General features: G+C 53.6%; 20 protein-coding genes. 10 read left to right on the plus strand and 10 right to left on the minus strand.

Features of this window, described 5'->3' with window-relative positions:
* Positions 1 to 1,743 carry an IlvD/Edd family dehydratase gene (locus tag C4F51_RS17640; protein ID WP_193912087.1) on the minus strand — a complete coding sequence of 581 codons (1,743 nt, stop codon included), beginning with the start codon at positions 1,741 to 1,743 and terminating at the stop codon, positions 1 to 3.
* A 705-nt stretch (positions 1,744 to 2,448) separates the two neighbouring features.
* Between C4F51_RS17640 and ybaL the strand changes: the two genes are divergently transcribed.
* Together ybaL and C4F51_RS17650 are read left to right on the plus strand one after the other, a co-directional pair.
* Entirely contained in the window at positions 2,449 to 4,161 is a 1,713-nt protein-coding gene (gene ybaL / locus C4F51_RS17645) for a YbaL family putative K(+) efflux transporter (protein WP_193912089.1), read from the plus strand.
* 228 nt (positions 4,162 to 4,389) lie between these two features.
* Entirely contained in the window at positions 4,390 to 4,704 is a 315-nt protein-coding gene (locus C4F51_RS17650) for a hypothetical protein (protein WP_193912091.1), read from the plus strand.
* A 185-nt stretch (positions 4,705 to 4,889) separates the two neighbouring features.
* Here C4F51_RS17650 and fghA read toward each other — a convergent pair whose 3' ends face one another.
* Positions 4,890 to 5,744 carry an S-formylglutathione hydrolase gene (gene fghA, locus C4F51_RS17655; RefSeq protein WP_193912093.1) on the minus strand — a complete coding sequence of 285 codons (855 nt, stop codon included), beginning with the start codon at positions 5,742 to 5,744 and terminating at the stop codon, positions 4,890 to 4,892.
* 83 nt (positions 5,745 to 5,827) lie between these two features.
* Positions 5,828 to 6,937, minus strand: coding sequence for an S-(hydroxymethyl)glutathione dehydrogenase/class III alcohol dehydrogenase (locus tag C4F51_RS17660; protein WP_193912095.1), 1,110 nt, complete (start codon positions 6,935 to 6,937; stop codon positions 5,828 to 5,830).
* Between the two features lie 134 nt (positions 6,938 to 7,071).
* Here C4F51_RS17660 and C4F51_RS17665 point away from each other — a divergent pair, with 134 nt between their 5' ends.
* Positions 7,072 to 7,953: a LysR family transcriptional regulator gene (locus C4F51_RS17665; protein WP_193912097.1), complete on the plus strand. Its 882-nt coding sequence runs from the start codon at positions 7,072 to 7,074 to the stop codon at positions 7,951 to 7,953.
* Between the two features lie 16 nt (positions 7,954 to 7,969).
* Here C4F51_RS17665 and C4F51_RS17670 read toward each other — a convergent pair whose 3' ends face one another.
* Together C4F51_RS17670 and C4F51_RS17675 are read right to left on the minus strand one after the other, a co-directional pair.
* On the minus strand, positions 7,970 to 9,259 hold the full coding sequence (locus tag C4F51_RS17670; RefSeq protein WP_193912099.1) for an arsenic transporter: 1,290 nt from the start codon (positions 9,257 to 9,259) through the stop codon (positions 7,970 to 7,972).
* 35 nt (positions 9,260 to 9,294) lie between these two features.
* Positions 9,295 to 10,983, minus strand: a complete 1,689-nt coding sequence (locus tag C4F51_RS17675) for a sensor domain-containing diguanylate cyclase (RefSeq protein ID WP_193912101.1) — start codon at positions 10,981 to 10,983, stop codon at positions 9,295 to 9,297.
* A gap of 603 nt (positions 10,984 to 11,586) precedes the next feature.
* Here C4F51_RS17675 and C4F51_RS17680 point away from each other — a divergent pair.
* Positions 11,587 to 14,178 (plus strand): glycoside hydrolase family 9 protein, encoded by a 2,592-nt coding sequence (locus C4F51_RS17680; RefSeq protein ID WP_193912103.1) that lies wholly within the window; start codon positions 11,587 to 11,589, stop codon positions 14,176 to 14,178.
* Positions 14,179 to 14,236: 58 nt separating this feature from the next.
* On the opposite strand, the gene C4F51_RS17685 is transcribed toward C4F51_RS17680, so the two are convergent.
* Together C4F51_RS17685 and C4F51_RS17690 are read right to left on the minus strand one after the other, a co-directional pair.
* On the minus strand, positions 14,237 to 14,875 hold the full coding sequence (locus C4F51_RS17685) for a thiol:disulfide interchange protein DsbA/DsbL (protein ID WP_235992364.1): 639 nt from the start codon (positions 14,873 to 14,875) through the stop codon (positions 14,237 to 14,239).
* A gap of 156 nt (positions 14,876 to 15,031) precedes the next feature.
* Positions 15,032 to 15,715, minus strand: a complete 684-nt coding sequence (locus tag C4F51_RS17690) for a c-type cytochrome (protein WP_193912105.1) — start codon at positions 15,713 to 15,715, stop codon at positions 15,032 to 15,034.
* A gap of 200 nt (positions 15,716 to 15,915) precedes the next feature.
* On the opposite strand from C4F51_RS17690, the gene yihA reads away from it, so the two are divergent.
* Positions 15,916 to 16,566 (plus strand): ribosome biogenesis GTP-binding protein YihA/YsxC, encoded by a 651-nt coding sequence (yihA, locus tag C4F51_RS17695; protein ID WP_193912107.1) that lies wholly within the window; start codon positions 15,916 to 15,918, stop codon positions 16,564 to 16,566.
* Between the two features lie 454 nt (positions 16,567 to 17,020).
* On the opposite strand, the gene polA is transcribed toward yihA, so the two are convergent.
* A complete protein-coding gene (gene polA, locus C4F51_RS17700) occupies positions 17,021 to 19,807 on the minus strand; it encodes a DNA polymerase I (RefSeq protein WP_193912109.1) in 2,787 nt (928 codons plus the stop codon).
* Positions 19,808 to 20,214: 407 nt separating this feature from the next.
* Here polA and C4F51_RS17705 point away from each other — a divergent pair, with 407 nt between their 5' ends.
* Complete coding sequence (locus C4F51_RS17705; protein WP_193912111.1) at positions 20,215 to 20,484, plus strand: hypothetical protein; 270 nt, start codon at positions 20,215 to 20,217, stop codon at positions 20,482 to 20,484.
* Between the two features lie 222 nt (positions 20,485 to 20,706).
* Here C4F51_RS17705 and C4F51_RS17710 read toward each other — a convergent pair whose 3' ends face one another.
* Positions 20,707 to 21,633, minus strand: a complete 927-nt coding sequence (locus C4F51_RS17710) for a zinc ABC transporter substrate-binding protein (protein ID WP_193912113.1) — start codon at positions 21,631 to 21,633, stop codon at positions 20,707 to 20,709.
* A gap of 118 nt (positions 21,634 to 21,751) precedes the next feature.
* Between C4F51_RS17710 and C4F51_RS17715 the strand changes: the two genes are divergently transcribed.
* From C4F51_RS17715 to C4F51_RS17730, 4 genes are all read left to right on the plus strand, one after another.
* Positions 21,752 to 22,273: a transcriptional repressor gene (locus C4F51_RS17715; RefSeq protein ID WP_193912115.1), complete on the plus strand. Its 522-nt coding sequence runs from the start codon at positions 21,752 to 21,754 to the stop codon at positions 22,271 to 22,273.
* Complete coding sequence (gene znuC / locus C4F51_RS17720; RefSeq protein ID WP_193912117.1) at positions 22,270 to 23,046, plus strand: zinc ABC transporter ATP-binding protein ZnuC; 777 nt, start codon at positions 22,270 to 22,272, stop codon at positions 23,044 to 23,046. Before C4F51_RS17715 ends, znuC begins: the two co-directional genes overlap by 4 nt.
* The gene (gene znuB / locus C4F51_RS17725; RefSeq protein ID WP_193912119.1) at positions 23,039 to 23,824 is read left to right on the plus strand and encodes a zinc ABC transporter permease subunit ZnuB; all 786 of its coding nucleotides are present in this window, start codon (positions 23,039 to 23,041) and stop codon (positions 23,822 to 23,824) included. The genes znuC and znuB overlap by 8 nt, the downstream gene beginning before the upstream one ends.
* Before the next feature lie 133 nt (positions 23,825 to 23,957).
* Positions 23,958 to 24,200: a hypothetical protein gene (locus C4F51_RS17730; RefSeq protein ID WP_193912121.1), complete on the plus strand. Its 243-nt coding sequence runs from the start codon at positions 23,958 to 23,960 to the stop codon at positions 24,198 to 24,200.
* Here C4F51_RS17730 and rsmD read toward each other — a convergent pair.
* Positions 24,179 to 24,781: a 16S rRNA (guanine(966)-N(2))-methyltransferase RsmD gene (rsmD, locus tag C4F51_RS17735; protein ID WP_193912123.1), complete on the minus strand. Its 603-nt coding sequence runs from the start codon at positions 24,779 to 24,781 to the stop codon at positions 24,179 to 24,181. The genes C4F51_RS17730 and rsmD overlap by 22 nt on opposite strands.
* Positions 24,782 to 24,830: the final 49 nt, after the last annotated feature.

Here is a 24,830-nt window from a genome sequence, read left to right on the forward strand (position 1 = left end):
TTAATGAGAGTGCGCCGGTACCTCGGCACCGCGACAACCTTTCAGAAATTCAAAATCACATCCTTCATCAGCCTGGAGTACATGATCAATGTACAGCTGCAGATAACCACCCGTTTTTTTTGTTACCTGTACGGCTTTCAGTTGTGCCAATCTTGCTTGCAATACCTCGTCTGCAACGTCCAGTTGCAGCACACCGGCGTGAGCGTCCAGAAAGATCAGGTCTCCGTTCTGCACCGCCGCCAGCGGGCCCAATTCCATGGCCTCCGGAGCAACATGTAAAACAACCGTACCGAAAGCGGTGCCACTCATGCGCGCATCGGAAATACGCACCATGTCAGTAACGCCCTGCTTCAGTAATTTGGGTGGCAGCCCCATATTGCCCACTTCGGCCATCCCGGGATAGCCTTTCGGTCCACAATTTTTCATAACCAGAACCGAAGTAGCATCTACCTCCAGGTCCGGGTCCATAATGCGCGTCTTATAGTCGTCAAAACTTTCAAACACTACCGCTTTGCCACGGTGTTGCATCAACGCCGGTGTTGCCGCCGAAGGCTTGAGTACGGCACCGCGTGGCGCGAGGTTACCGCGCAAAATACAAATGCCCCCGTTGTGACACAGCGGCTGCGCCAAGGGACAAATAACCTCGTCGTTATGGCAAGGCGCATCGCGGTTGTTTTGCCACAGGCTTTGGCCGTTGGCGGTCAGGGTTTCTTTAAATAACAAACCCGCTTCGCCCAAGCGGCGTAACACCGCTGGCAAACCGCCGGCGTAATAAAAATCTTCCATTAAATACTGGCCGGATGGCTGCAAGTTCACCAGCGTGGGTACGGCCTGCCCATAGCGCTGCCAGTCATCCAACGATAGCTCCACCCCGATGCGCCCGGCAATTGCCTTCAGGTGAATTACCGCATTGGTTGAACCACCAATGGCAGCATTTACGCGAATGGCATTCAAAAAAGCCTCACGCGTGAGCAGTTCCGATAACTTCAGGTTTTCCCGCACCATGTCGACAATGCGCATACCGGACAGATACGCCAGCGCGTTTCGCCGCGAATCCACCGCCGGAATTGCCGCGTTGTGCGGTAGCGACACGCCCAATGCCTCAGCCATACAGGCCATGGTGGATGCCGTGCCCATGGTGTTGCAGGTACCTGTTGAGCGTGACATGTCAGACTCGGCATCCATAAATTCATGGATGGAAATCAGCCCGGCTTTGTATTCCTCGCTCAAACGCCACACCAGGGTGCCGGAGCCAACATCGCGGCCTTTATGTTTGCCATTCAACATCGGCCCGCCACTGACCAGCAGCGTTGGCAAATTACAACTCGCCGCCCCCATCAATAGCGCCGGCGTGGTTTTGTCACAACCCGTCAGCAGCACCACACCGTCAATCGGATTACCACGGATGGACTCTTCAACATCCATGGAGACCAGGTTGCGCGTTAACATCGCGGTGGGGCGCAAATTCGATTCACCACTGGAAAACACCGGAAACTCTACCGGCACACCGCCCGCCTCCAGCACACCGCGCCGGACCCGTTCGGCCAGTTCGCGAAAATGCCCGTTGCAAGGCGTTAACTCTGACCAGGTGTTGCAGATGCCGATAACCGGCCTGCCATCAAAATGGTGATCCGGGATGCCCTGGTTCTTCATCCAGCTGCGATACATGAAGCCATTCTTATCCTGGCTGCCAAACCACATGGCGGATCGCAGTGGCTTTTTTTCATTGTTATTGTCAGACATCGGGTCTCACTTAAATTGACCGCTGAGCGATGCCCGCACGCCTTATCCGGGATTGCGCGCCTGAACCACGGCGCGGCAAGGCCTTGTATCGGTACCGGATGGCATCATGACGACCAATTAATCATATAATATAATCTTTGCCAAAGATTACCGCAAAAGAGCGGAGCCGGGCAAGCACGCCACCGGCGCTTTGCCAGGAAATACCGTAAAGAATGGGTAAACTTGCCGGCAATGTTGACTCAAAGGTTTCCTCTGCCCACCAAACCCCTGCCGCCTGCGGGATAACCGAGCGAACGAAAACCGCAGCGCGCCAAACTGTAACCGTTTACATGTTTTGACCGATTAACTTTTCCCGCGCTGGATCAGCATCGCCAATTAATATCAGACAATTCGCTATCTTCTTCAAAATGCACACTAAATTATCCCCCATGCGGCAACTTATGCTGTAACTTGTCGCCCTGGCTTTTTTGCAAACGTTTTCATAAGGCCTTGCACAAGGGAAGGCTGGCCTGAATCCTGCTTAAAAACTCCTTTTCGGGGCTTGCAGGCTTTTTTTTATTCGTCATACACTGCTGTCTTTGCCGATGACAGCACTCACCTGCCGACGCCCCTTCTGCCGACTGCCATCTGACGCACATCGTTCCGTTTACCCACTTGCTGCCGCCTCACACCACGGGTCAGTGATGTACAACCTGGAGGAAATCTATGCCGCATGATATTTCCCTGATTACCACCATTGCCGCCGGCCTTGGTTTGTCACTGATTTTCGGCTTTATCGCCGCCCGTCTTAAACTTCCGGTATTGCTGGGCTATTTGTTGGCGGGTATCGTCATCGGGCCATCCACCCCCGGCTTCGTCGCTGACCTGGAACTGGCAGGTCAGCTGGCAGAAATCGGCGTTATGCTGCTGATGTTCGGGGTCGGCCTGCACTTCTCATTGAACGATCTGCTATCCGTAAAACGCATCGCCCTGCCCGGCGCGGTGGTGCAAATCACCGTCGCCACCCTGCTCGGCGCCGCCGTTGCACACCTGTGGGGCTGGAGTCTTGGTTCCGGCCTGGTATTTGGCCTCGCCTTGTCGTGCGCCAGTACCGTGGTACTGCTCAAAGCCCTGGAATCACGCGGCATTCTCGACACGGTTAACGGCCGCATCGCGGTAGGCTGGCTGGTGGTGGAAGATCTGGTGATGGTACTGGTGCTGGTGTTACTACCGCCCATGGCTGGCCTGCTAAAAGACGATGGCACCGGCGTATCCGGCAACCTGTGGATGACGCTGGTGTATACCCTCGCCCAGGTTTCCATTTTCATCGCGCTGATGCTGGTGGTAGGCCGTCGCTTTTTCCCCTGGCTGTTGTGGCAGGTTGCCCGCACCGGTTCCCGCGAACTCTTTACGCTTTGCGTTATCGCCGCGGCGGTAGGTATTGCTTACGGCTCTACCTCGTTGTTCGGCGTTTCATTTGCACTGGGCGCCTTCTTCGCCGGCATGGTGTTGCGCGAATCCAAACTCAGCCATCGTGCCGCCGAGGAATCGCTGCCATTACGCGACGCCTTCGCGGTGCTGTTCTTTGTTTCCGTGGGAATGCTGTTTGACCCGCAAGTGCTGGTAGAAGAGCCGCTGCATGTGTTGGCGGTGGTTGGCATTATTGTGTTCGGTAAATCCATCGCCGCCTTTGGCCTGGTGTTGCTGTTCCGCTACCCGCTTAATACTGCCATTACCGTTTCCGTGAGTCTGGCGCAGATCGGCGAATTCTCTTTTATTCTGGCCAGCCTTGGCGCCTCGCTGGGGTTGTTACCCATGGAAGGACAAAGCCTGATTCTCGCCGGTGCGATTATTTCCATCGCGCTCAATCCGTTAATGTTCAAGCTGTCTGACCCGGCACAAAAATGGATTCGCTCACGCTCGCGCCTTGCCCGTATGCTGGAGCGCCCGGATGACCCGCTCGCCGAGCTGCCCAATAACGTGCAAACCCATCACGTAACCCACCACATTGTGCTGGCCGGTTACGGTCGTGTTGGCCGTCGCATTGGTCAGATTCTGTTGGATAAAGGTATTCCGTTTGTCGTTGCTGATCAGAATCGTGAGATTGTGGAGAGCTTGCGAGCCAAAGGCATTCACGCGGTGGTGGGCGATTGCTCCGATCCGGCTACGCTGATTCAGGCGCATATCGCCCGCGCCGAGATGTTGATTATCGGTTTGGCTGATACCTTTGCCGCGCGCAAGATGCTGGAGTTTTCCTACACACTCAACCCGCATATTCGCTCGGTGGCACGCTGTTACAGTGAAGAAGAGGGGCAGTTGTTGCTGAAGGAAAAAGCCGGCCAGGTATTTATCGGCGAGCTTGAGCTGGCTCATAGCATGGCGAATCATGTTATTGCAGTGCACGATGAATTGCAGGAGTTGCATAAAACACCTGCTTGATTGTTCGGTAATTAACGATTGATAAAAGCCGCGATAGGAGAGGTTCTATCGCGGCTTTTTGTTTTCGGTTCTGGCAAAAAGAATGGAGTTAGTCTGTCCGTTTGGCATCCACCTGACCATTTCGAAAACGCATAAATCCTTCCCTGGAGCTCCCGCAAGCCATCCCTGGCTTGCAAGGTTTCGAAATGGTCAGGCGGACACCAAACTTGCATGGTGCCAAATTAAAGATTGAAAACAAAAAGTGCTAAAGCAGAAAGCAGAAAGCAGAAAGCAGAAAGCAGAAAGCAGAAAGCAGAAAGCAGAAAGCAGAAAGCAGAAAGCAGAAAGCAGAAAGCAGAAAGCAGAAAGCAGAAAGCAGAAAGCAGAAAGCAGAAAAGTATTGCCGAAATAACGATACAAAAACGTCGGCGAAAAAACTCTACTGCTGTGTTTTATTCAGTAGGTTTTAAAGCCTGGCCAGAGGATCATTGCGAGTTTGGTGTCCGTTTAACTGCTTCGAAACCTTGCAAGCCATGGACGACCTCCAGGGATGGAGGGAGTTAGAGCAACGTAGGAACAGTTGCCGTTGGCTTGCGGGAGCTCCAGGGAAGGATTTATGCGTTTTCGAAGCAGTTAAACGGGCACCAAACGGATGGCGGAGTACTATCTCTCCGGAGGCATGCCAAAAAAACCTTAAACCTTAAACCTTAAACCTTAAACCTTAAACCTTAAACCTTAAACCTTAAACCTTAAACCTTAAACAAATGCTCCGCGTGATAACGCAAATGCTCTTCGATAAAAGTCGCAATAAAATAATAACTGTGGTCATAACCCGGCTGACGGCGCAATGTCAGCGGGTAATTATGCTCACGGCATACCTGCTCCAGCAACTCCGGTTTTAATTGCTCAACCAGAAAATTATCCGCCTCGCCCTGGTCAACCAGCAGCGGTTGTTTGGCGGTGTCTTTGGCAATCAGTTCGCAAGCGTCATAAGCCTTCCAACTTTCACGATCATCACCGAGATACCCGCTAAACGCTTTTTCGCCCCATGGACATTGGCCGGGATGAACAATCGGTGCAAACGCCGACACAGAGGCAAACCGACCGGGGTTGCGCAACGCCAACACCAGCGCGCCGTGCCCGCCCATGGAATGGCCACTGATAGATTCGCGACCATTCAATGGAAAATGCGCGCGTACCAGCTGCGGCAATTCTTCATTGATGTAGTCGTACATGCGGTAATGTTTGCTCCATGGCTCGCGGGTGGCGTTTACATAAAACCCGGCGCCGCTACCAAAATCGTAACTGTCATGTTCACCTGGAAAGTCCGAACCGCGCGGGCTGGTGTCCGGGCAAATAATCGCCATGCCCAGCTCTGCCGCAACGCGATGCGCGCCGGCTTTTTGCGAAAAATTTTCATCGTTACAGGTAAGGCCGGACAACCACCACAATAAAGGTACGCTGGCAGTTTCTGCCTGCGGCGGCAAATAGATGGCAAAGATCATCTCGCAGTTGAGCGTGCGCGATTGATGTTTGTAACGTTTCAGCCAGCCACCAAAGGTGCGCACAGCAGAAATTAAAGTCAGAGAACTGTCTGTGGACATATCGCTGTCTCCTTAAATAAAAAGGGCGGGTCAATTACGAGCCCGCCAAAGGTACAAATCAAATTAACAAGCGTACACCGGCATCAGAAGTGCAATACGGTGCGGATACTTTTACCTTCGTGCAACAAATCAAAAGCATGATTGATTTGGTCAAACGGCATATCGTGGGTAATGAATTCATCAATTTTGATTTCACCACGCATGTATTGCTCCACATAACCTGGCAATTGGCTGCGGCCTTTTACACCACCGAATGCAGAACCTTTCCATACGCGACCGGTGACCAGCTGGAACGGACGGGTAGAAATTTCCTGGCCGGCACCGGCAACGCCGATGATGATCGACTCGCCCCAACCTTTATGGCAGCACTCAAGCGCCGAGCGCATAACGTTTACGTTGCCAATACATTCAAAGGAGTAATCCACACCGCCATCGGTCATGTCCACAATCACTTGTTGAATCGGTGCGCCGTGGTCTTTCGGGTTTACAAAATCGGTAGCGCCAAACTGGCGAGCCAATTCAAACTTATCCGGGTTTACATCAATGGCGATGATGCGCGCCGCTTTCGCCATCAACGCGCCCTGAATGACTGCCAGACCAATGGCGCCCAGACCAAACACGGCAACGGTAGAACCGGGGGTGACTTTGGCGGTGTTCAACACCGCACCAATGCCGGTGGTAACACCACAACCCAGCAGGCAGATTTTATCCAGCGGGGCTTCTTTGGAAACTTTGGCCAGCGATACTTCCGGCAAGACGGTGTATTCAGAAAACGTCGAGGTGCCCATGTAATGGAACAGTGGCTTGCCTTCCAGCGAGAAGCGGCTGGTAGAGTCCGGCATCAGGCCTTTGCCCTGGGTGGCGCGCACCGAACCGCAAAGGTTGGTTTTGCCCGACAGACAGAATTTACATTTGCCACACTCGGCGGTGTAAAGCGGAATAACATGATCGCCCGGCTTCAGGCTGGTAACGCCCGGGCCGACTTCTTCCACAATACCGGCACCTTCGTGGCCGAGTACCGCCGGGAATACGCCTTCCGGGTCAGCACCGGACAAGGTGTAAGCATCGGTATGACAAACGCTGGTAGCAACAATGCGCACCAGCACTTCGCCGGCTTTGGGGCCTTGCACGTCAATTTCAGCAAGTTCGAGGGGTTTTCCTGCGGCCAGGGCCACGGCGGCGCGTGATTTCATAGCGCATCTCTCCAAAGTTTGTGGTTAACGGGCAAGCACCAGGCCTGCAGCGATTACATGCTGAGCAGTGTAGACTATTCCATAATGATGAATAAATAGGCTTTCAGGAACAAGATTATTGCTGAGGAGCAACAATGAAGCGCTGGGAACGAATTGAAGCGTTTGTCGAGGTGGTGCGTCTGGGTGGCTTTACCGCTGCCGCGCAACATTTACAGGTATCCGCCTCGCATATTAGCCGCCTGGTCAGCCAACTGGAACAACAGCTCGGCAGCCAGTTGCTGTATCGCACTACGCGGCAGATTCGCCTGACCGATAGCGGCACCTTGTATTACGAACGCTGCCGCCAGCTATTTGAAGGTTTTCGCGAGGCTGAACAATTACTGGATCACCAGCAAAGCAGCCCTACCGGCCTGCTGCGCATCACCGCGGCCACTACCTTTGGTGAACGTTATATCGCCCCGCTGGTGAATGATTTCCACACCCGTTATCCGCGGCTGCGCGTCAGTATGAATTTTACCAACCGCCAGGTGGAATTGATTGAGGAAGGATTTGACGTAGCCATTCGTATGGGCGTTCTGAAAGAATCAACGCTGGTGGCACGCCGCCTCTGTGACCGGCGCGAATATGTGGTGGGTTCACCGGCCTACTTCGCCCGCAAACCGCAACCGCACACGCTGGCAGAATTACAGCAACATAATTGCCTGATAGGTTCTCGGGAGCATTGGCTATTTCAGGATAAAGGCCAGCGTCGTGAACTGGTGGTTGCCGGCAACTGGCAAGCCAACGCCGGCCCGGCCATTCTCGATGCGGCACTGAAAGGCATTGGCCTTGCACAGTTGCCGGACTATTACGTGAATGAATATCTCGCCACCGGGCAACTGCAATCGGTGCTGGATCACTACCAATTACCGGATACCGGTGTCTGGGCGGTTTACCCGCAACAGCGTTACCTCGCAGCGAAGGTGCGGCTGTTTATTGATTTTTTAGTAGAACGTTTTTCCGAAAGGCCGAATTAAAAAATCTTCCTGCAAGTCAGGCGGCAATGGATAAACGCAACGCCAGCGCAACCAGTGTGACGAGCAATACCGGCAGGGTTAACACGATACCAACACGGAAATAATACCCCCAGCCGACCAGAATATTTTTACGGGCCAGCACATGCAGCCATATCAAGGTAGCAAGACTGCCGATGGGGGTTATTTTCGGGCCGAGGTCGCAACCGATAACGTTGGCATAGACCATGGCGTCGCGCACCAGCCCGGTTGCCTGGCTGGAGTCAATCGCCAGAGCGCCGGTCAGCACCGCCGGTAAATTATTCATGATGGAAGACAGGAAGGCTGCCATAAAACCGGTCACCAGGGCAGCGCCCCAAATACCGCCCTGCGCTGACCAATCCAGCACACGGGTTACATAATCCGTTACACCCACGTTGCGTAAACCGTAAACCACCAGATACATGCCCAGCGAAAAAATAATAATTTGCCAGGGCGTGTGCGCAATAATTTTTCGCGGCGAGATGATGCGATTTTTTGCAGCAATCGCCAGCAATACCAATGCGCCAATGGCGGCAACGGCACTGACCGGAATACCGGTTGGCTCCACCAGAAAAAAACCTGCCAGCAGCAAAGCAAGCACGTACCAGCCGGCAATAAAAGTACCGCGATCACGAATCACGCTGGACGCCTGCGGCACCCGCTCCAGTTGGTAAACCGCCGGTAAATCCTTGCGAAAAAACCAGTAGAGCATGCCCCAGCTTGCCAGCACACTGACCAGATTGACCGGCACCATAACCGCGGCGTATTCACTGAAGCTGATGGCAAAAAAGTCTGCAGAAATAATATTAACGAGGTTGGAAATAATCAGCGGCAAGCTACCGGTATCCGCCACAAACCCGGCCGCCATCACAAAAGCCAGCGTGGTTGCCGCTGAAAAGCGCAAAGCGATAAGCACCGCAATAACAATAGGCGTGAGAATCAAAGCCGCACCGTCATTATTAAAAAAGGCAGAAACCACCGCGCCCAGTAAAATAACAAAGGTAAATAATTTGCGGCCGCCACCGCCTGCCCAGCGCACAACATGCAGCGCAATCCATTCAAAAAAACCGGCTTCGTCGAGCAGTAAACTGATGATGATAATGGCAATAAAGGTGGCGGTCGCATTCCACACAATGTGCCACACCGCCGGAATATCCTGCCAGGAAACCACCCCGGCCAACATCGCCAGCGCCGCCCCCAAACCGGCACTCCAGCCAATACCGAGCCCTTTGGGTTGCCAGATCACCAGCGTTAAAGTAAGAACAAAAATGGCTAGCGCAAGGATCATGCAGGCGAACTCGGCAATAATAAAAAATTACAACGTTACAAAATCTGGCAGCGATTGCGGCCGGCATTTTTCGCCTGATAAAGCGCAACGTCGGCACGGCCCATCGCGGTTTCGGTGCGGTCGCCTTCAATCAGCTGGGTGATGCCAATTGACAGGGTGATCGGCATGGGTTCGTTCTTGTAGTTGAATTCGGTTGCGGCAATGGATGAGCGTATTTTTTCAAGCACCACAAAGGCCTGATCGCGGGTGGTGTCCGGCATAATAAAAACAAATTCCTCGCCGCCAATCCGGCCAAAGAAATCAATTTCGCGCAACCGCTTTGAAATGGAACGGCTGATAAATCGCAACACCCGGTCACCGGCCTGATGGCCAAAATTATCGTTAATTTTTTTGAAATGATCGAGGTCGCAAATCGCTACGGTTAACGGGTGGCGATAACGCAACCAGCGCTGATATTCGTTGCTGATACGTTCGTTATAAGCTTCGCGGTTGGGCAAACCGGTTAACGGATCATGTAACGCTTTGTGGCGATGCTTTTCCAATGCGGTGCGATTTTTTTCTGCCTCTACTTCCATGGCGCGAATGCGCTTGGCCAGTTCCTGTAACTGGCCGGACATTTTTTTCTGCTGCTGTTCACTTTGCTGATAATTTTTCAAGGCCTGACGGATGTTGCCCAGACGGGAATTCACCAACGATTTCAATTGGTTTAAATCCGAAGCATCCTGGCTGTTTTTTTCCAGATCCGACATGTCATTCAGCATGGATTCCTGCCACTGCTGCGCGGCGGCTTCGAGCGATTGTTGCCGTTCTGCTTCACCGCCAATCACCGCATAAATATCTGTCAGTTCCTGGTTAACCGAGGTGAGGTAGGTGGTAAAGGCTTCGTTGGCCGCCAGCGAGGCCTCACTGATCAACTGGCCGGTGGTTTCAATCGTGGCCAGCAAAGCTTCTTCGGATTCGCCACCCGTCAAGCGCAAGCGCAATTCCTGCGAGCGGGGTTGCAGGTTGTCCGGCACATACAAGGTGTCGAGTAGCCGGGTCAGAATGCGGTGGATTTTTTCGGCCAGTACAGTCAGCGTGGGCGCCGGTACCGCGATCACCGGCGCGTCGGCAGGTTCATCAATGGAAACGGTTGCTATCTCAACGGAAGGTTCATCTTTCTCAACCAAAGACTCATCTTTGCTGGCGCTGGCAGCCGATGCCGGGCGTCCGAATATTTTCCCGATCAAGCCGGTATCCGGCGTGCGCAACTGCTCAACCACTTCGTCATAAATTAATGACAGGGCTTTGAGTAATGCCGGGTAGGCATGAAATTGTTTAACGTCTTCAGGAATGCGGGCGGAGAACTGTTGAATGCGGTCGTTGATCGAGCGCGACAGTGACAGGGTTTGCAGCGGTTTAATGGTGTCATTCAAACCGGCGGCAATCGCTGTCCAGTGCTGGTTGCGCTGTTCTTCAAATCCCAGCAAGGCATTATCGACACGCTCCAGCAATGCCGGTAAATCGGCAAGGTCGCCGCGGCGCAAGTTATCCCGCAGGCGCTCCAGCGCGGCATCCAGATCCTGATCCTGGCCATCGGCAGAAATACTGACGCGCACCAATGCACGGGTGAGCAAATACAGCTGCTCGCTGCTGCGGTGCTCCAGCACTTCGTGCTCGTCCAGCAAGTCGAGGTATTTTTCCCGCCAACCGCCGGTGCCTTCGTCCGATACTCTGTCAACCATGGTGCTACCTATCCCTTTTACAGATGGCCAAACCCGGGTGGCCAACACAGGCGTGTATCTTGCCAGTTATTGCCAGGACCTTGAACAAATCCTGAAAAAAAAGCCGCCGTGCCCTCGCCTCGACCAGGCTATTTTTCTCCCCCGGTCAGCGGGCCTTGAGATTGATGGCCGCGCCCTTTTCCGCACTTTTAAAGTTGACACATATGCCACAGCGTAAGCGATTGCATAGCGGCGTTAAGATAGATGAGGCGGGGGTAAAGTTTCGTCTTTTTATGCCGGGAGTGACGCGGTGAAAGCGCTATCATCAGCCCCGGTCCGAGCTGTATAAAAACATAACGCGTCCAATAAAGAGGGAGTATTCAACGGCTTACACTTTGACGTGGGCAATAATCCTGCGTGAGTGGAATATAAAAACAGCCGTTTTGAAGAGGCGCCTCGTGGCACCGCCCGCGAGAATTTACAGTCAGCTCAAGCCGCACTGGTGTTTACGGCAGGGAAACCCGGCGCCAGTATTTGAATCGGCCAGCTCGTTAACAGCGTTGGCCTGAACGCCACTGCAAACCTGTTTCAGGGTGCACCTATAATCATTAGAAAGGCCTTGTTATGAATTTAGTTCGTTCTGCATTTACCTCTGCCTGCATCGCCGGTTTATTACTGGGTTGCACGGCACCTGCTTCTGACAAGTCGACATCATCTGCCAACCCGGCGGCAAGCGGAGATCGCTTCGTGCTTAACGAGCGCGACTATTTCCAACAGCGCGGCGTTGGCGTGATGGCATTTTCCGACACTTACCCCGAGAGCCGGCAAAGCGGCCTGATCATGGTCAGCCATGGCACCCGTATTGCCAGCAACGGTGATTTGCGTCTTGAGCCGTCGCCCGGCCAGTGGTCGCCAACCCCGGCATTGATTTCCCGCGAGGTGGATCACGAGCGCGGTGAAATTCGCGCACGCCTGGCCTACCCGGATGAAAAACAAAATCAGGTCGGCTTTAACCCGATTCTTTATCCCGACCTGAAACTCACCTACACCATGCGCGTGAATACCGATGGCGAACAGATCCATGTGTATATCGATCTGGACCAGCCGCTGCCGGATGCCTTTGTTGGCGATGTCGGTTTTAACCTTGAGCTTTACCCGGCCGATCTGTTTGGCAAAAGCTGGTATATGGATAACAGCAACGGCATCTTCCCGCGCCAGCCTTACGGCGTTGCCGTCGATAGCCGTAAACCGCTGGATCCGCAAATAGTACAAACCGGTGATGCCAAAGGTCTGGTGCCGCTGGACAATCACCGCACCTTGCCAGCGCCTATCGCCCAGGGCAAACGCCTGGCGGTGGCGCCGGAGTCGGAAGAACTGCGGGTCGTTATTGAAAGCCACACCGGCGATTTGCAATTGCTCGATGGCCGTGTGCAACATCAGAACGGCTGGTTTGTGGTGCGCAGCCAGGTGGCTGCCGGTGCTACTAAAAATGCCATCCATTGGACGATCAAACCCAACGTCATTAAAAACTGGGTCGCACCACCGGTGATCCAGCATTCCATGGTGGGTTATCACCCGAGCCAGCAAAAAGTCGCGGTGATTGAAACCGACCCGCTGGACAAGGTGCCAACCAGAATGCAATTGCAACGCCTGGATAGCAGCGGCAAGCATCAAACCGTGCTCGACAAACCGCTCGCCAGCTACGGCGATTTTTTACGTTTTCACTATTACCATTTTGATTTTTCTGAAATCAACAACGAAGGGCTGTACCAACTGGTGCTGGGTGACACCCGCAGCAAACCTTTCCGCATCGCCGCCAATGTTTACGATCAGAATGTCTGGCAACCCACACTGGAATATTTCCTGCCGGTGCAGATGGGACACATGCGGGTGAAAGAAAAGTACAAGCTCTGGCACGACGACAGCCACCGCGATGATGCCTTGATGGCGCCGGTTAACATCAATCATTTTGATGGTTATGTGCAAGGCCCATCTACGTTAACCCGATTCAAATCCGGTGAGCATGTGCCCGGCCTGACCCGTGGCGGCTGGTACGATGCCGGTGATGAAGATTTCCGGATTGAGTCGCAGGCGGGTGAAATTTTTATCCTCAGTGCCGTCTATGATGAATTCGGTATTCAGCATGACAACACTCTGATTGACCAGAATATGCGTCTGGTGGAATTGCGCGAGCCGGACGGCAAGCCGGACGTGCTGCAACAAATCGAACACGGTTTGCTGACCGTGGTTGGCGGTTATCAGGCGCTGGGGCGTTTGTATCGCGGCATTATCGTACCCACGCTGAGCCAGTATGTAATGGGCGGTGATTTTTCCGGCCAGACCGACAACCTGATTTATGACGCAACGCTGCAACCGAATGAACGCACCGCAACCCATTCCGGCGTACCGGATGACCGCTGGCTATTTACCGAAAATAACCCCACCCGGGAATACCGCGTGATTGGCGACATCGCCGCGAGCGTTGGCCCAATGCGTAACTTCAACCCCAAAATGGCTGATGATGCCCTCAAGGCGGCCACCGAACTCTGGCGTGTTGAGCGCACTGTGGATAACAACAACGCGCGCAGCAACCGCATTCGTGCCGCAGTAGAGTTGTACCGCACCACCAATCAGCAGGAGTACAAGGATTTTCTGCTATCAGAGCGCGCCTATATCGAACAGGAGTTCCGCACGGTCGGGTGGGTGGTAGCGCGGATTGTACATCAGCTGAACGACACTGACTTTACCGCCACCATGCGCACCCAGGCGGCCAGTTTTTATAACGACATTGAAACCGGCATGAAAGACACGCCTTACGGCTTGTCGTTTGAGATGCAGCTGTGGGGTCGTGGCTGGACATTGCAACATCAGGGCGTGGCTCACTACTTCCTGCACAAAGCCTTCCCGGAAGAGTTCGGCAAGGAATACCTGCTGAATATTGTCCATTACGTATTGGGCACCAACCCGGGCAATAACAACCAGTCTTATGCATCCGGCGTGGGGGCCAAATCCAAAACCTCTGCCTACGGTATCAACCGGATGGATTATGGTTACATACCGGGCGGTGTGGTGGTGGGTACGGCGCTTATCTCACCGGACTTTCCGGAACTGAAAGACTTCCCGTTCCTCTGGCAGCAGTCTGAATATGTATTGGGCGGAGGAGCGAGCAACTTTATGTTCCTGGCCCTGGCTGCCGACAGATTGCTTAACGAGTAATAAAAAAACCCGCCGATCTTTTCAGATGGGCGGGTTTTGATCGACGATTACGCAGCGATTATTTTTTGGCAGCGCGTTCTTTTTCTACCAGGAAGTCGACCACTTTCAGCATTTCTGTCTGACCGCCAGACTGACGGGCACTGACGCGGTACTTGCCGTTTACCACCATTTCCGGCGTACCGGTAATGCCGTAACCACGGGCGCGTGCATCAGCCTGGGATACCTGGCTGGAAACACCGAAGGAATTGTAAGTCTTCAGAATAGTTTCCTTGTCCGAACCGAAGGTCGCCAGAAACTCGGCCCACTCTTCCGGATTTTTGAAAACCTTACGCTCCATTTGAATGGCATTGAAAATGCCCATGTGCGCCTTATCTTCCAGCTTCAGGGTTTTCACGGTGTAAAACGCTTGCGCCATGGATTTCATACCGGCATTCCAGATGGCGTGCATTTGCACAAAGGCCACATCTTCCGGTAACTGCTTTTTCCAGGCTTGCAACATCGGCTCAAAACTCAGGCAATGGTTACAGTGGTAAGAAAACACTTCAGTAACTTCGATCTTTGAGGGATCGGCCGTTCTGACCGGCTGCTCAATCTCGGTGTAATGCGTACCTGCCACAAAGGCGGGCTTGTCGTTCGCCTGCGCAACCAGCGCAGACACGGAAACTAACAGGGCGCACAAGGCGAGCATTAAACGCATAAACAACTCCATTATTAATAAAATCGGGCTATAGATCGCAAAACTGTCACCGGGTTCCTCAATAGCCAACAACAAACCCGTTTTTTACACACAAATAACAAAGGCGACCGAAGTCGCCTTTTATATACGTCCCAGCACCTTAACTCAAACTGAATATCAGTTTAAACCGGCGATGAAATTTGCAACGGCCTTGATCTCGGCATCACTCATTTTTTCAGCAACCAGACGCATGGTCATTTGCTCGCCGTCGTTAACACGGTTTCCGGCGCGGAAGGCCAGCAATTGCTTTTCAATGTATTCCGGGTATTGGCCGCTCAAACGCGGATAACCTGCCGGCGCATTGCCGTGAGCATCCGGCGCGTGACAACCGGAACAAGCCGGGACACCGGTGCCGAGGTTACCAGCACGGAAAATCTTTTCACCCAATTCCAGCGCATCAACATCCAGACCGGCGTTAACACGAACTTTCAGCTCTTTGGAACCGGATAACTGAATAGACTGGGAGGCAAAATAAGCAGCGATATCTTGCAGATCCTGGTCGTTATAACCGGCCAACATGCCAGTCATTTCCAATACTACACGACCCGCCTGTTCTTTCAGGGCAGGATCGGTTTCGAGATCCCATGCCTGAATGTCACGCAATTGCTTCAACAGATAACGCTCACCCAAACCTGCAATTTTGGGGAAGTTAGGTGCCGGGCTATTACCATCGGTGCTATGGCAAGCGGCACACACCGCAACTTTTTCCGCCCCCGCCGTCGCATCTCCGGCTGCCATGGCCATAGGAGCCACTCCAACAATACCGAGCAAAAAAAGCGCATACTTAACTGGATTTTTCATTGGCTAACCTGTTTTCGATTCTATTTCGATTGTCGTTGTGAGTGCCACCCGAATACCTGGACAGATGAATTTCGACAGCTTCATTAGCCTGGCCTGCAATGCTCAGGCTACAATCACCTCCCTGGCGCAGGTATTGCCTCCTTAAAGGCAGGCCGCATTATATACCAACAGTGGAATAACACACCATTTTGAAGGGCTTTATGTACAGCGAGATTAATTTTAATAAGGCGCACTTCACTCAAAGCGCGCCCAGCATCCGCGAATGCCCCCCGGAATACGGCGTGGAAGTCGCTTTTGCCGGACGCTCCAATGCTGGAAAATCCAGTGCAATCAATGCCTTGACCAACAACGGCAAATTGGCGCGCACCAGTAAAACGCCTGGCCGCACCCAGCTGATCAACTTTTTCAGTTTGTCCGATACCCAACGTTTGGTCGATCTACCTGGTTATGGGTACGCCAAAGTTTCCAGAGACATGAAGGAGCTGTGGCAACGTCATTTGTCAGAATACCTGCAAAATCGCCAATCCCTGTATGGTCTGGTGCTGCTGATGGATATCCGCCATCCCTTGCAGGAATTTGATACCACCATGCTGCGCTGGGCGCGCAAAGCCGATATGCCGGTGCATATTTTGTTAACCAAGGCCGATAAACTGAGCCGTGGCGCAGCAGCAAGCACCCTGGCGCAGGTATTAAAAGAAATACGTCAGGCCGGGGTTGGCCAACAGGTCACCGCACAGTGCTTTTCGTCACTGAAACGCCAGGGAATTGATGAGCTGAAAACGGTTTTACAACAATGGCTGAATCCGGTGACCCAGGAAGAAGCGGCAGCAGTGCCACCCGTCGCCGAGTAATCCCAAATACTCCCGGCGACCAACGCCTTTTTCGGAAGTGCGCCGTATAGCGAAAAGCTGACAAGGTAAGTAATGTTGAAGGGCTCGTACGGGAAGGTATTGGTCAGAAAAAAATAACCGCACAAAATAAAAGACCCGGTGATCAAGAGGGTAATCACCGGGCCAAAATCTGGCACTCTTGGGGTAATGCCAGTAAGCGGTCGCACACACATCAGGGAATAACTGATACTGTGAGTCGGCCGCCAGAAAAAAGTTCACATCGTCTGCAAAAATCGCCAATTTCCTGAAAAAAAGACAAAAAAAACCCCGATCTCTGGATCGGGGTGCTTTGCGTCTATCTTGTGCTCAGCTGGCAAAAAGCCATCAGGGGAGAGGAGTTAGCTCATGAAGTAAAACACACATAACTGGGACTCCCCTGGTTATCAATTAGTTCAACGGGATTGCAAATTATTTTTTAATGGGCCTCATCCCAGTTAGCGCCGACGCCTGCTTCAACCAGCAAAGGCACTTTTAATTCGCCAGCGGCCGACATTCTGGCAATAACTTCCTTACGCGTTGCTTCAAGATCTTTTTCCGCCACTTCAAACACCAGCTCATCGTGCACCTGCATAATAATGCGGGCATCCAACCCTGAACCGGGCAACCAGGCATCGACGTTAATCATCGCCTTTTTAATAATATCTGCCGCGGTGCCCTGCATGGGCGCATTGATGGCGGTGCGCTCGGCGCCCATCTGCAAGTTTTTATTACGGGCATTGATCTCCGGCAAATACAAGCGGCGGCCAGACAGGGTTTCTACATAACCCTGCTCGTGCGCCAGCGCGCGGATGCGGTTCATATAATTTTGAACGCCAGGGTAGCGCTCAAAATAACGGTCAATATATTGCTGCGCCTCATTGCGCCCCACGCGTAATTGCTTTGCCAGACCAAACGCCGACATGCCGTAAATAAGGCCGAAGTTAATGGCCTTGGCGCTACGACGCATCTCGCCGGTCACCGACTCCAGATCCACTCCGAAAACCTCGGCGGCGGTCGCCTTGTGCACATCAAGCCCTTTTTCAAAGGCATTGAGCAGGCCTTCATCGTCAGAGAGGTGCGCCATGATGCGCAGCTCGATCTGGGAATAGTCCGCTGCCAGAATGCGATAACCCTCGGGCGCAATAAACGCCTGACGAATGCGCCGTCCTTCTTCGGTGCGAATAGGAATATTCTGCAAATTGGGATCGGAAGATGACAAGCGCCCGGTGGCGGTAACCGCCTGATGATAGGAGGTGTGAATACGGCCGGTGGCCGGGTTGATCATCTGCGGCAGCTTGTCGGTGTAGGTAGACTTCAACTTCGCCAGGCCGCGATACTCCATTAATACTTTGGGCAGCGGATAATCCAGCGCCAGCTCCTGCAAGACTTCTTCGGCGGTTGACGGCGTGCCGGTCGGGGTCTTTTTGATCACCGGCAATTTTTGCTGCTCAAACAAAATCACCCCCAGCTGCTTTGGCGAGCTGAGGTTAAATTCCTGGCCGGCCAACTCAAAGGCTTTGCGCTGCAACGCTTCCAACCGCTCACCCAACTCCAGACTTTGCTGCCCCAGCAAATTGGCACTGACCAGCGCACCCGTGCGCTCGATGCGCGACAGCACGGGTAATAAAGGCATTTCCAGCGTTTCAAACACCGACTGCAACGAAGGCGTTTGCTCCAGGCCGGGCCATAAATGCTGGTGCAAACGCAAGGTGATGTCTGCGTCTTCTGCGGCGTAAGGCCCGGCCTGCTCGATACTGATTTGATTGAAAGTCAGCTGCTTGGCACCTTTGCCGGCGATATCCTCGAAGCGGATGGTGGTGTGATCAAGATGCCGCTGCGCCAGATCGTCCATATTATGGCGACTGGCGACCGAGTTCAGCACGTAGGATTCCAGCATGGTATCAAAGCGAATACCTTTTAATTCCACGCCGTGATTCAACAACACACTGCGATCGTATTTGAGATTTTGCCCCACCTTGTAACGCTGTTCGTCTTCCAGCCAGGGCTTGAGCACCTGCAACACCTCGTCCAGCGGCAGCTGATCCGGCACGCCCATATAGTCATGGCCACAGGGGATATAAACCGCCTGACCAGCAACAAAAGAGAAGGAAAGACCGACGATACGCGCCTGCATGGCATCAAGATGGGTAGTCTCGGTATCAAACGCCACCAAATCGGCGGCCAGCAAGGAGGGCAACCAGGCATCAAAACTTTGACGATCCAGCAGCACCTGGTAGTCCACGTCAATGGCCGGGCGAGCAACAACCGGAGCCACGGGAGCATCAGCTGCGGCCTCACTACTGGCGGCAAAAGGTGCTGATGGCGCAGGCTGCCCTTCCAGCTCATTAACCCAACCTTTAAATTCCAGATCTTCAAACAAGACACGCAAGGCGGCCAGATCCGCCGCTTCATTGGTGAGATCTTTCGGGCCTACCTCCAAAGGCACATCGGTTTTAATGGTCGCCAGCTGATAAGACAAAAACGCCATATCGCGGTGTTCCTGCAGCTTTTCCGGCATTTTTTTCGCACCGCGAAAGCTCAACTCACGCACCGCTTCCAGGTTGTCGTAAATGGCTTGCAAACTGCCGATCCCCTGAATCAGCGCCTGGGCGGTTTTTTCTCCCACACCCGGCACACCGGGGATGTTGTCAACCTTGTCACCCATCAGCGCCAGGTAATCAATCATCAGCTCGGGACCAAACCCGTATTTGTCTTTAACGCCCTGCTCATCCAGATAGCTGTCGGTCATGGTGTTAACCAGATGAATGTAAGGATTGACCAACTGCGCCATGTCCTTATCACCGGTTGACACAATGACCCGCAGGGCCTCACGGGTGGCTTCAAAGGCCAGTGTGCCAATCACATCGTCGGCCTCAACGCCTTCCACTACCAGCAACGGCAAGCCCATGGCTCGCACTATGTCAAAAATAGGCTGAACCTGCGGACGCAGCTCGTCCGGCATGGGCGGCCGGTTGGCCTTGTAGTCGGCAAACATGTCATCGCGGAAGGTTTTACCTTTAGCGTCGAATACCACCGCAATGCGACTCTCCGGGTAGTCCTTGCGCAGCCGGCGCAGCATGTTGATAACGCCTTTCACCGCACCGGTGGGCTGGCCTTTGGAGTTGTTCAGCGGCGGCAGGGCGTGAAAGGCCCGGTACAAGTAGGACGAGCCATCCACCAGAATCAGTGGCGCCGTTGCAGAAGAAGCAGTGTTATCAATCATGAAGGGGTCCGGAATCTGTAAAGCCGGGATGCCTGGGCAGCATCGGCTATAAAAGGCAGCAGGATACAAAAAAAAGCCGGCTACCGACATCGAAACGGCTCGACTTTGCGCAACAGTCAGCCAACCCGAAAAAGCGAGGTGACTCACATTATTCAACACACGCCTTGAATATGCGTGTTACTCCACTAGAGTGTTACCTCAAGTTACCAACCGGGGTTTTTGCGCCAAAAGGAGATATTTGACGCAAGTCACTATTTTTCATAACAAAAGATCAAAAAATTCTTAATCAAATTGAAATACCACTGGTGTAACCTTGCGATTGTGTTACCATGCGTAACATCAAGTAACAGAAATCAAATCCGACCAGCGGATATCTTCAAATCAACAACCCCCATGGAGGACGAATTATGAAGAAACTGGGTTTATTAATCGCAATAGCAGGTTTAAGTGTAAACGTAGCAGCCAACGAAGCCGCGAGCACACTCTCCCATTTAACGATTGCAGCAGCAGAAACCGGTTCAACCATTGGTTGGACAATTGAGAAAGCAGAAGCATCTTTTGATAGCCGCCTGGAACAAGCGATTGAAGAAAGAGCCGAAGCGCTGAATGAAAAAATCAACGCAAGTCTTGAAAAGTCATTGGAAGAAAAATTTCGTAATTCGCTGAATTTCCAATGAGTTGTGTGATGCAAGGACAGGCAATACTGTCCACCGAACCAGATTGTTTCTTTCCTCGAGTTGAGTCGCCGACCGGTCTATGTAATATACGACCGAATCAGGCGGCTCTTTTTTATGTCCGCGCTATTCATCGCAGCCATTGTTCGGGCAAATAACCACCGCCCCTCTTTGATCTGCGCTTTCCGTCACCTGTTCAGACAACCGCGATAGCGGTCCGGCGTGTTACTCCAGACACGCAGAAAAATCCTTCGCCATATTCTCTATCAGTTGCTGATAGCTCACCACATTATCGTCGCCAATCGGATCAAGAACGCCGATTTTCAAACTCAATTCCTGCCCCAGCTCACGGGCAATACGCTGATCGTAGTAAGGTTCGGTGAACAAACACACCGCCTCACCTTGCAGCTTTTGACGTAGCTGATAAAGGTGTTTTGCGCCCGGGCGCTGCTCCGGGGAATAAGTGACATAACCCACCTGCAACAACTGGTAGCGATCCACAAAGTGTTGGTAACCCTCATGGTAAACCGCGAAACCTTTATTACGCACCGGCTGTAACTGCTTTTGCAGCGCGCTATCGATTTTCTCAATTTTGGCAGCAAACCGGCGGGCATTTTCGGCGAAAACGCTGGCATTTTGCGGATCAATAACCGCTAGCCGGGCAGCCAGTTCGGTAGCAATCACGCCAGCGTTGCGCGGGTCGAGCCACAGGTGCGGGTCTTTGCCATCGTGATGGTGGTGATGGTCGTGCCCGTGATCATGGTGATGATGATCGTCGTGGTCATGATCATCACCTTCTACCGCCTTGGGCCAGTAAAGGCTTTTCAGATCAAACACCGCCATTTGTTTGTTGCGATCAACGTTGGCAAGCGGGCGATAAAGAAACCCTTCCAACTCCTTGCCTACCCAAAGCACCAGGTCAGCTTCGCGCAAACGGCGAATGTCCGATACTTTTAACGGGTAATCGTGAGGTGATGCCGCTACTGGCAAGAGTGTTACTGCTTCGCCTTTATCTCCCACAACCTCGGCCGCAATCAGCGCCAGGGGCTTGATGCTGGACAAAACCTGAATATCGGCCTGAGCCATAGCGCTGGTAAATAGCAGCGAAAAGGTAAGTGCCAACGAAGAGCGACCGGCGGGGAAAGAGAACATGAGCAAGGGCAGCCTGTAAAAATGGGAAAAGGTTTGAGCGGAAACAGCTCGTGCCTGACAAGAGGTTATAGAGTAACATATCCGCCTGCCATTCGATAAATTCAGGATCTCTTCTTGTATGAGCACAACGCCGCTCGCCTGTAGCGACCACAACCACAGCCATTGCGTCAGCGACGCGCTGGGTGCGGCACGCGAAATTTGCGCCACTCGCGGCGTACGGCTCACACCCTTGCGCGAGCAGGTGCTTGAACTGATCTGGCAAAACCACAAGCCGCTGGGCGCCTATCTGTTGATGGATATGCTGGCGGAAGCCTCCACTCGCCGGGTAGCACCCCCGACGGTTTATCGGGCGCTGGACTTTTTGCTGGAACAGGGTTTTATTCACCGGATTAATGGCCTGAATGCCTTTATTGGTTGCCCGTCGCCCGGCAAAAAACACCAGAGTCATTTTCTGATTTGCCGTCTCTGCGGTGTTGCCGTGGAAATGGCGGCAACCGCCGTTACCCATGCGATTCAGGTAGCGGCGCGCGATGCCGGCTTCTCGGTAGATACCCACTCGGTTGAAGTGATGGGAGTTTGCCCCGGCTGCGCCCCCAACGCGCCGGTGCTGGACCTGACCGCAGGCCGGAAAGCGCCATGAACACCGCCCTGCTGGAGGCTCGAAATATCAGTGTTCGCCGCGGTGGGCGCGACATTCTGCAAAATGCCAGCCTGACGCTGAACGCGGGCAAAATTGTCACCCTCATTGGCCCGAACGGCGCCGGCAAAACCACGCTGGTGCGCAGTGTTCTTGGCCTTATCAAGGTCGATGCCGGCGAGATTGAACGCATACCGGATTTACGCATCGGTTACATGCCGCAGAAACTCCACCTCGACAGCAGCCTGCCGCTCACCGTTACCCGGTTTCTGGCGCTGGGCGGCAAGCCCCGCCTGGCGCTCGACGATGTGCTGGCAATGACCGGTATTGAAAAGCTGGCCAACGCTTCCATGCAATCCCTGTCTGGCGGTGAAACCCAACGGGTGCTACTGGCGCGCGCCCTGCTGCGCGATCCGCAATTGCTGGTGCTGGATGAGCCGGTACAAGGTGTGGATGTAACCGGGCAAACCCGTCTCTATGCGCTGATCAACGATATTCGCAAACAACGTAACTGCGCCGTACTGCTGGTGTCCCACGATTTGCATCTGGTGATGGCAACAACCGATACGGTGGTTTGCCTTAACCAGCATATTTGCTGCCACGGGCATCCGGAAACCGTTACCAACGACCCGGCTTACCTGGCGCTGTTTGGCTCATCCCCCAAACCGGCCATGGCCATTTACACCCACCATCACGATCACCACCACGATAACCACGGCAATATCATCGGCACTCCGCACGGTGATAATTGCGCTTGCGACCACGACCATGCCTGATTTTATTCTTTACGCCCTGCTCTGCGGCCTTGGGGTTGCACTGGTAGCCGGCCCGCTGGGTTCTTTTGCCGTCTGGCGCCGGATGGCTTATTTTGGCGACACCCTCGCCCACTCGGCGCTGCTGGGCGTGACTTTCGGGCTGCTGCTGAATATCAACCTTAACCTCGCGGTGGCGGTGGGCTGTCTGTTGCTGGCGCTGCTATTGGTGGCCATGCAGCAAAATCGGTTTCTCGCCACCGATACTCTGCTGGGTATTTTGTCGCACTCCACCCTTGCGCTGGGGCTGGTCACCGTCAGCTTGTTCAGTGATTCCCGGGTCGATTTGCTGGCTTACCTGTTCGGCGACATTCTCTCCGCCAACCGGCAGGATGTACTGGCAATCTGGGTTATTTCGCTGGCGGTGCTGGTGGTGGTAATCCTGCTCTGGCGCCCGCTGCTGTCGATCACCGTGCACGAAGAGCTGGCGCAAGTAGAAGGCGTGCCGGTAACGCGCATCCGCACCATTTTAATGCTGTTAATGGCGCTTATCATCGCCATCGCCATGAAAGTCGTCGGGGTGCTGCTAATTACCGCATTACTGATTATTCCCGCCGCCGCCAGCCGCCGCCTGGCAACCACGCCGGAGCAGATGGCCGTGATCGCCAGTGTGCTGGGCTGCCTGTCGGTAGGTGCCGGGTTATTAATGTCTTTTCATTGGGATACCCCCGCCGGGCCTTCTATCGTGCTCTCTGCTACCAGCTGCTTTATCCTGACACTTTTCAAAAAACAGGCGTCCTGACGGCGATGCGCCATCGTCGAATGCTTACAAGAGTTAACGGCAAGAGCGACTGGTCGGCGTAACACGCATCACTCAGAATAGCCAGGAAGCCTTGCTTGCAAGGCGTTTGCGAAAGGCATCAGGGAGAATGCATATGACCAGACTTTATATCGGCAACGACGGCTTTGACAGCGAGCTTTTTGCCGCCCGCCTGCAACAGGAAATTCAACAGCTCGACAATCGCCTTCAGGTACTGGAGCGCGAAAATACCACCGCCACCATCGGACGTATCCGGGAATGCCGCGACCAACTGCAAAATCGCCGCGCCGTGCTCTCCTGGTTAAGAACCGGCACCGGCAAAACTCCTGCCATGCGTCAGGCTTCAGCGTTTCTGTAATAGAGACGATACGCCACCTTGCCGGCGCGCTTGTCACGGTGCAGTGACCAGTCTGCCGGCGCCATCAACGGGTAATCAATGGGCGCCTCAATGTAGATGGTGGCATTGGCAGCCAGCCATTGCCCTTGCACCAGGCTGTCAATCACCTTCGGCCAGGCACTCAGGGAAAAAGGCGGATCAATAAAAACCACATCATAGGCTGGCTCGGAATTACCCTTGGCAATAAATGCCAGCGCATCATCATCCCGCACCGCGGCCCGCGAGCAATTCAACAGCGCCAAATTATTACGCAAGGCGCTCGTCGCCTGGCGGTCGCGTTCCACCATCAGGCAATAGTCCGCACCGCGCGATAAAGCTTCGATGCCCAACGCACCCGAACCGGCAAAAATATCCAGACAGCGCGCACCGACAATTTCCGGTGCCAGCCAGTTAAAGAGGGTTTCGCGGATACGATCCCCGGTGGGACGCAGCCCTTCCACATCGGGAAAGGCAAGTTTGCGCCCTCGCCATTGACCACCAATAATACGTAAACGGTTGTCTCCGGCTTTTTGTAAGGACGGGGATTTTGCTGGCTGTTTCAACAGTGATCACTCTTTTATAATGGGCAGAAGTGATAGGATAGCGCCTTTC

Source organism: Cellvibrio polysaccharolyticus (assembly GCF_015182315.1).
Lineage (GTDB): Bacteria > Pseudomonadota > Gammaproteobacteria > Pseudomonadales > Cellvibrionaceae > Cellvibrio > Cellvibrio polysaccharolyticus.

Coding starts and splice junctions, on each gene's coding strand:
- C4F51_RS17715 (WP_193912115.1), top strand. CDS start 21,752: ATGAGCACAACGCCGCTCGCCTGTAGCGACCACAACCACAGCCATTGC.
- polA (WP_193912109.1), bottom strand. CDS start 19,807: ATGATTGATAACACTGCTTCTTCTGCAACGGCGCCACTGATTCTGGTG.
- znuC (WP_193912117.1), top strand. CDS start 22,270: ATGAACACCGCCCTGCTGGAGGCTCGAAATATCAGTGTTCGCCGCGGT.
- znuB (WP_193912119.1), top strand. CDS start 23,039: ATGCCTGATTTTATTCTTTACGCCCTGCTCTGCGGCCTTGGGGTTGCA.
- C4F51_RS17685 (WP_235992364.1), bottom strand. CDS start 14,875: ATGCGTTTAATGCTCGCCTTGTGCGCCCTGTTAGTTTCCGTGTCTGCG.
- yihA (WP_193912107.1), top strand. CDS start 15,916: ATGTACAGCGAGATTAATTTTAATAAGGCGCACTTCACTCAAAGCGCG.
- C4F51_RS17690 (WP_193912105.1), bottom strand. CDS start 15,715: ATGAAAAATCCAGTTAAGTATGCGCTTTTTTTGCTCGGTATTGTTGGA.
- ybaL (WP_193912089.1), top strand. CDS start 2,449: ATGCCGCATGATATTTCCCTGATTACCACCATTGCCGCCGGCCTTGGT.
- C4F51_RS17670 (WP_193912099.1), bottom strand. CDS start 9,259: ATGATCCTTGCGCTAGCCATTTTTGTTCTTACTTTAACGCTGGTGATC.
- C4F51_RS17705 (WP_193912111.1), top strand. CDS start 20,215: ATGAAGAAACTGGGTTTATTAATCGCAATAGCAGGTTTAAGTGTAAAC.
- C4F51_RS17665 (WP_193912097.1), top strand. CDS start 7,072: ATGAAGCGCTGGGAACGAATTGAAGCGTTTGTCGAGGTGGTGCGTCTG.
- C4F51_RS17710 (WP_193912113.1), bottom strand. CDS start 21,633: ATGTTCTCTTTCCCCGCCGGTCGCTCTTCGTTGGCACTTACCTTTTCG.
- C4F51_RS17660 (WP_193912095.1), bottom strand. CDS start 6,937: ATGAAATCACGCGCCGCCGTGGCCCTGGCCGCAGGAAAACCCCTCGAA.
- C4F51_RS17640 (WP_193912087.1), bottom strand. CDS start 1,743: ATGTCTGACAATAACAATGAAAAAAAGCCACTGCGATCCGCCATGTGG.
- C4F51_RS17730 (WP_193912121.1), top strand. CDS start 23,958: ATGACCAGACTTTATATCGGCAACGACGGCTTTGACAGCGAGCTTTTT.
- C4F51_RS17675 (WP_193912101.1), bottom strand. CDS start 10,983: ATGGTTGACAGAGTATCGGACGAAGGCACCGGCGGTTGGCGGGAAAAA.
- C4F51_RS17680 (WP_193912103.1), top strand. CDS start 11,587: ATGAATTTAGTTCGTTCTGCATTTACCTCTGCCTGCATCGCCGGTTTA.
- fghA (WP_193912093.1), bottom strand. CDS start 5,744: ATGTCCACAGACAGTTCTCTGACTTTAATTTCTGCTGTGCGCACCTTT.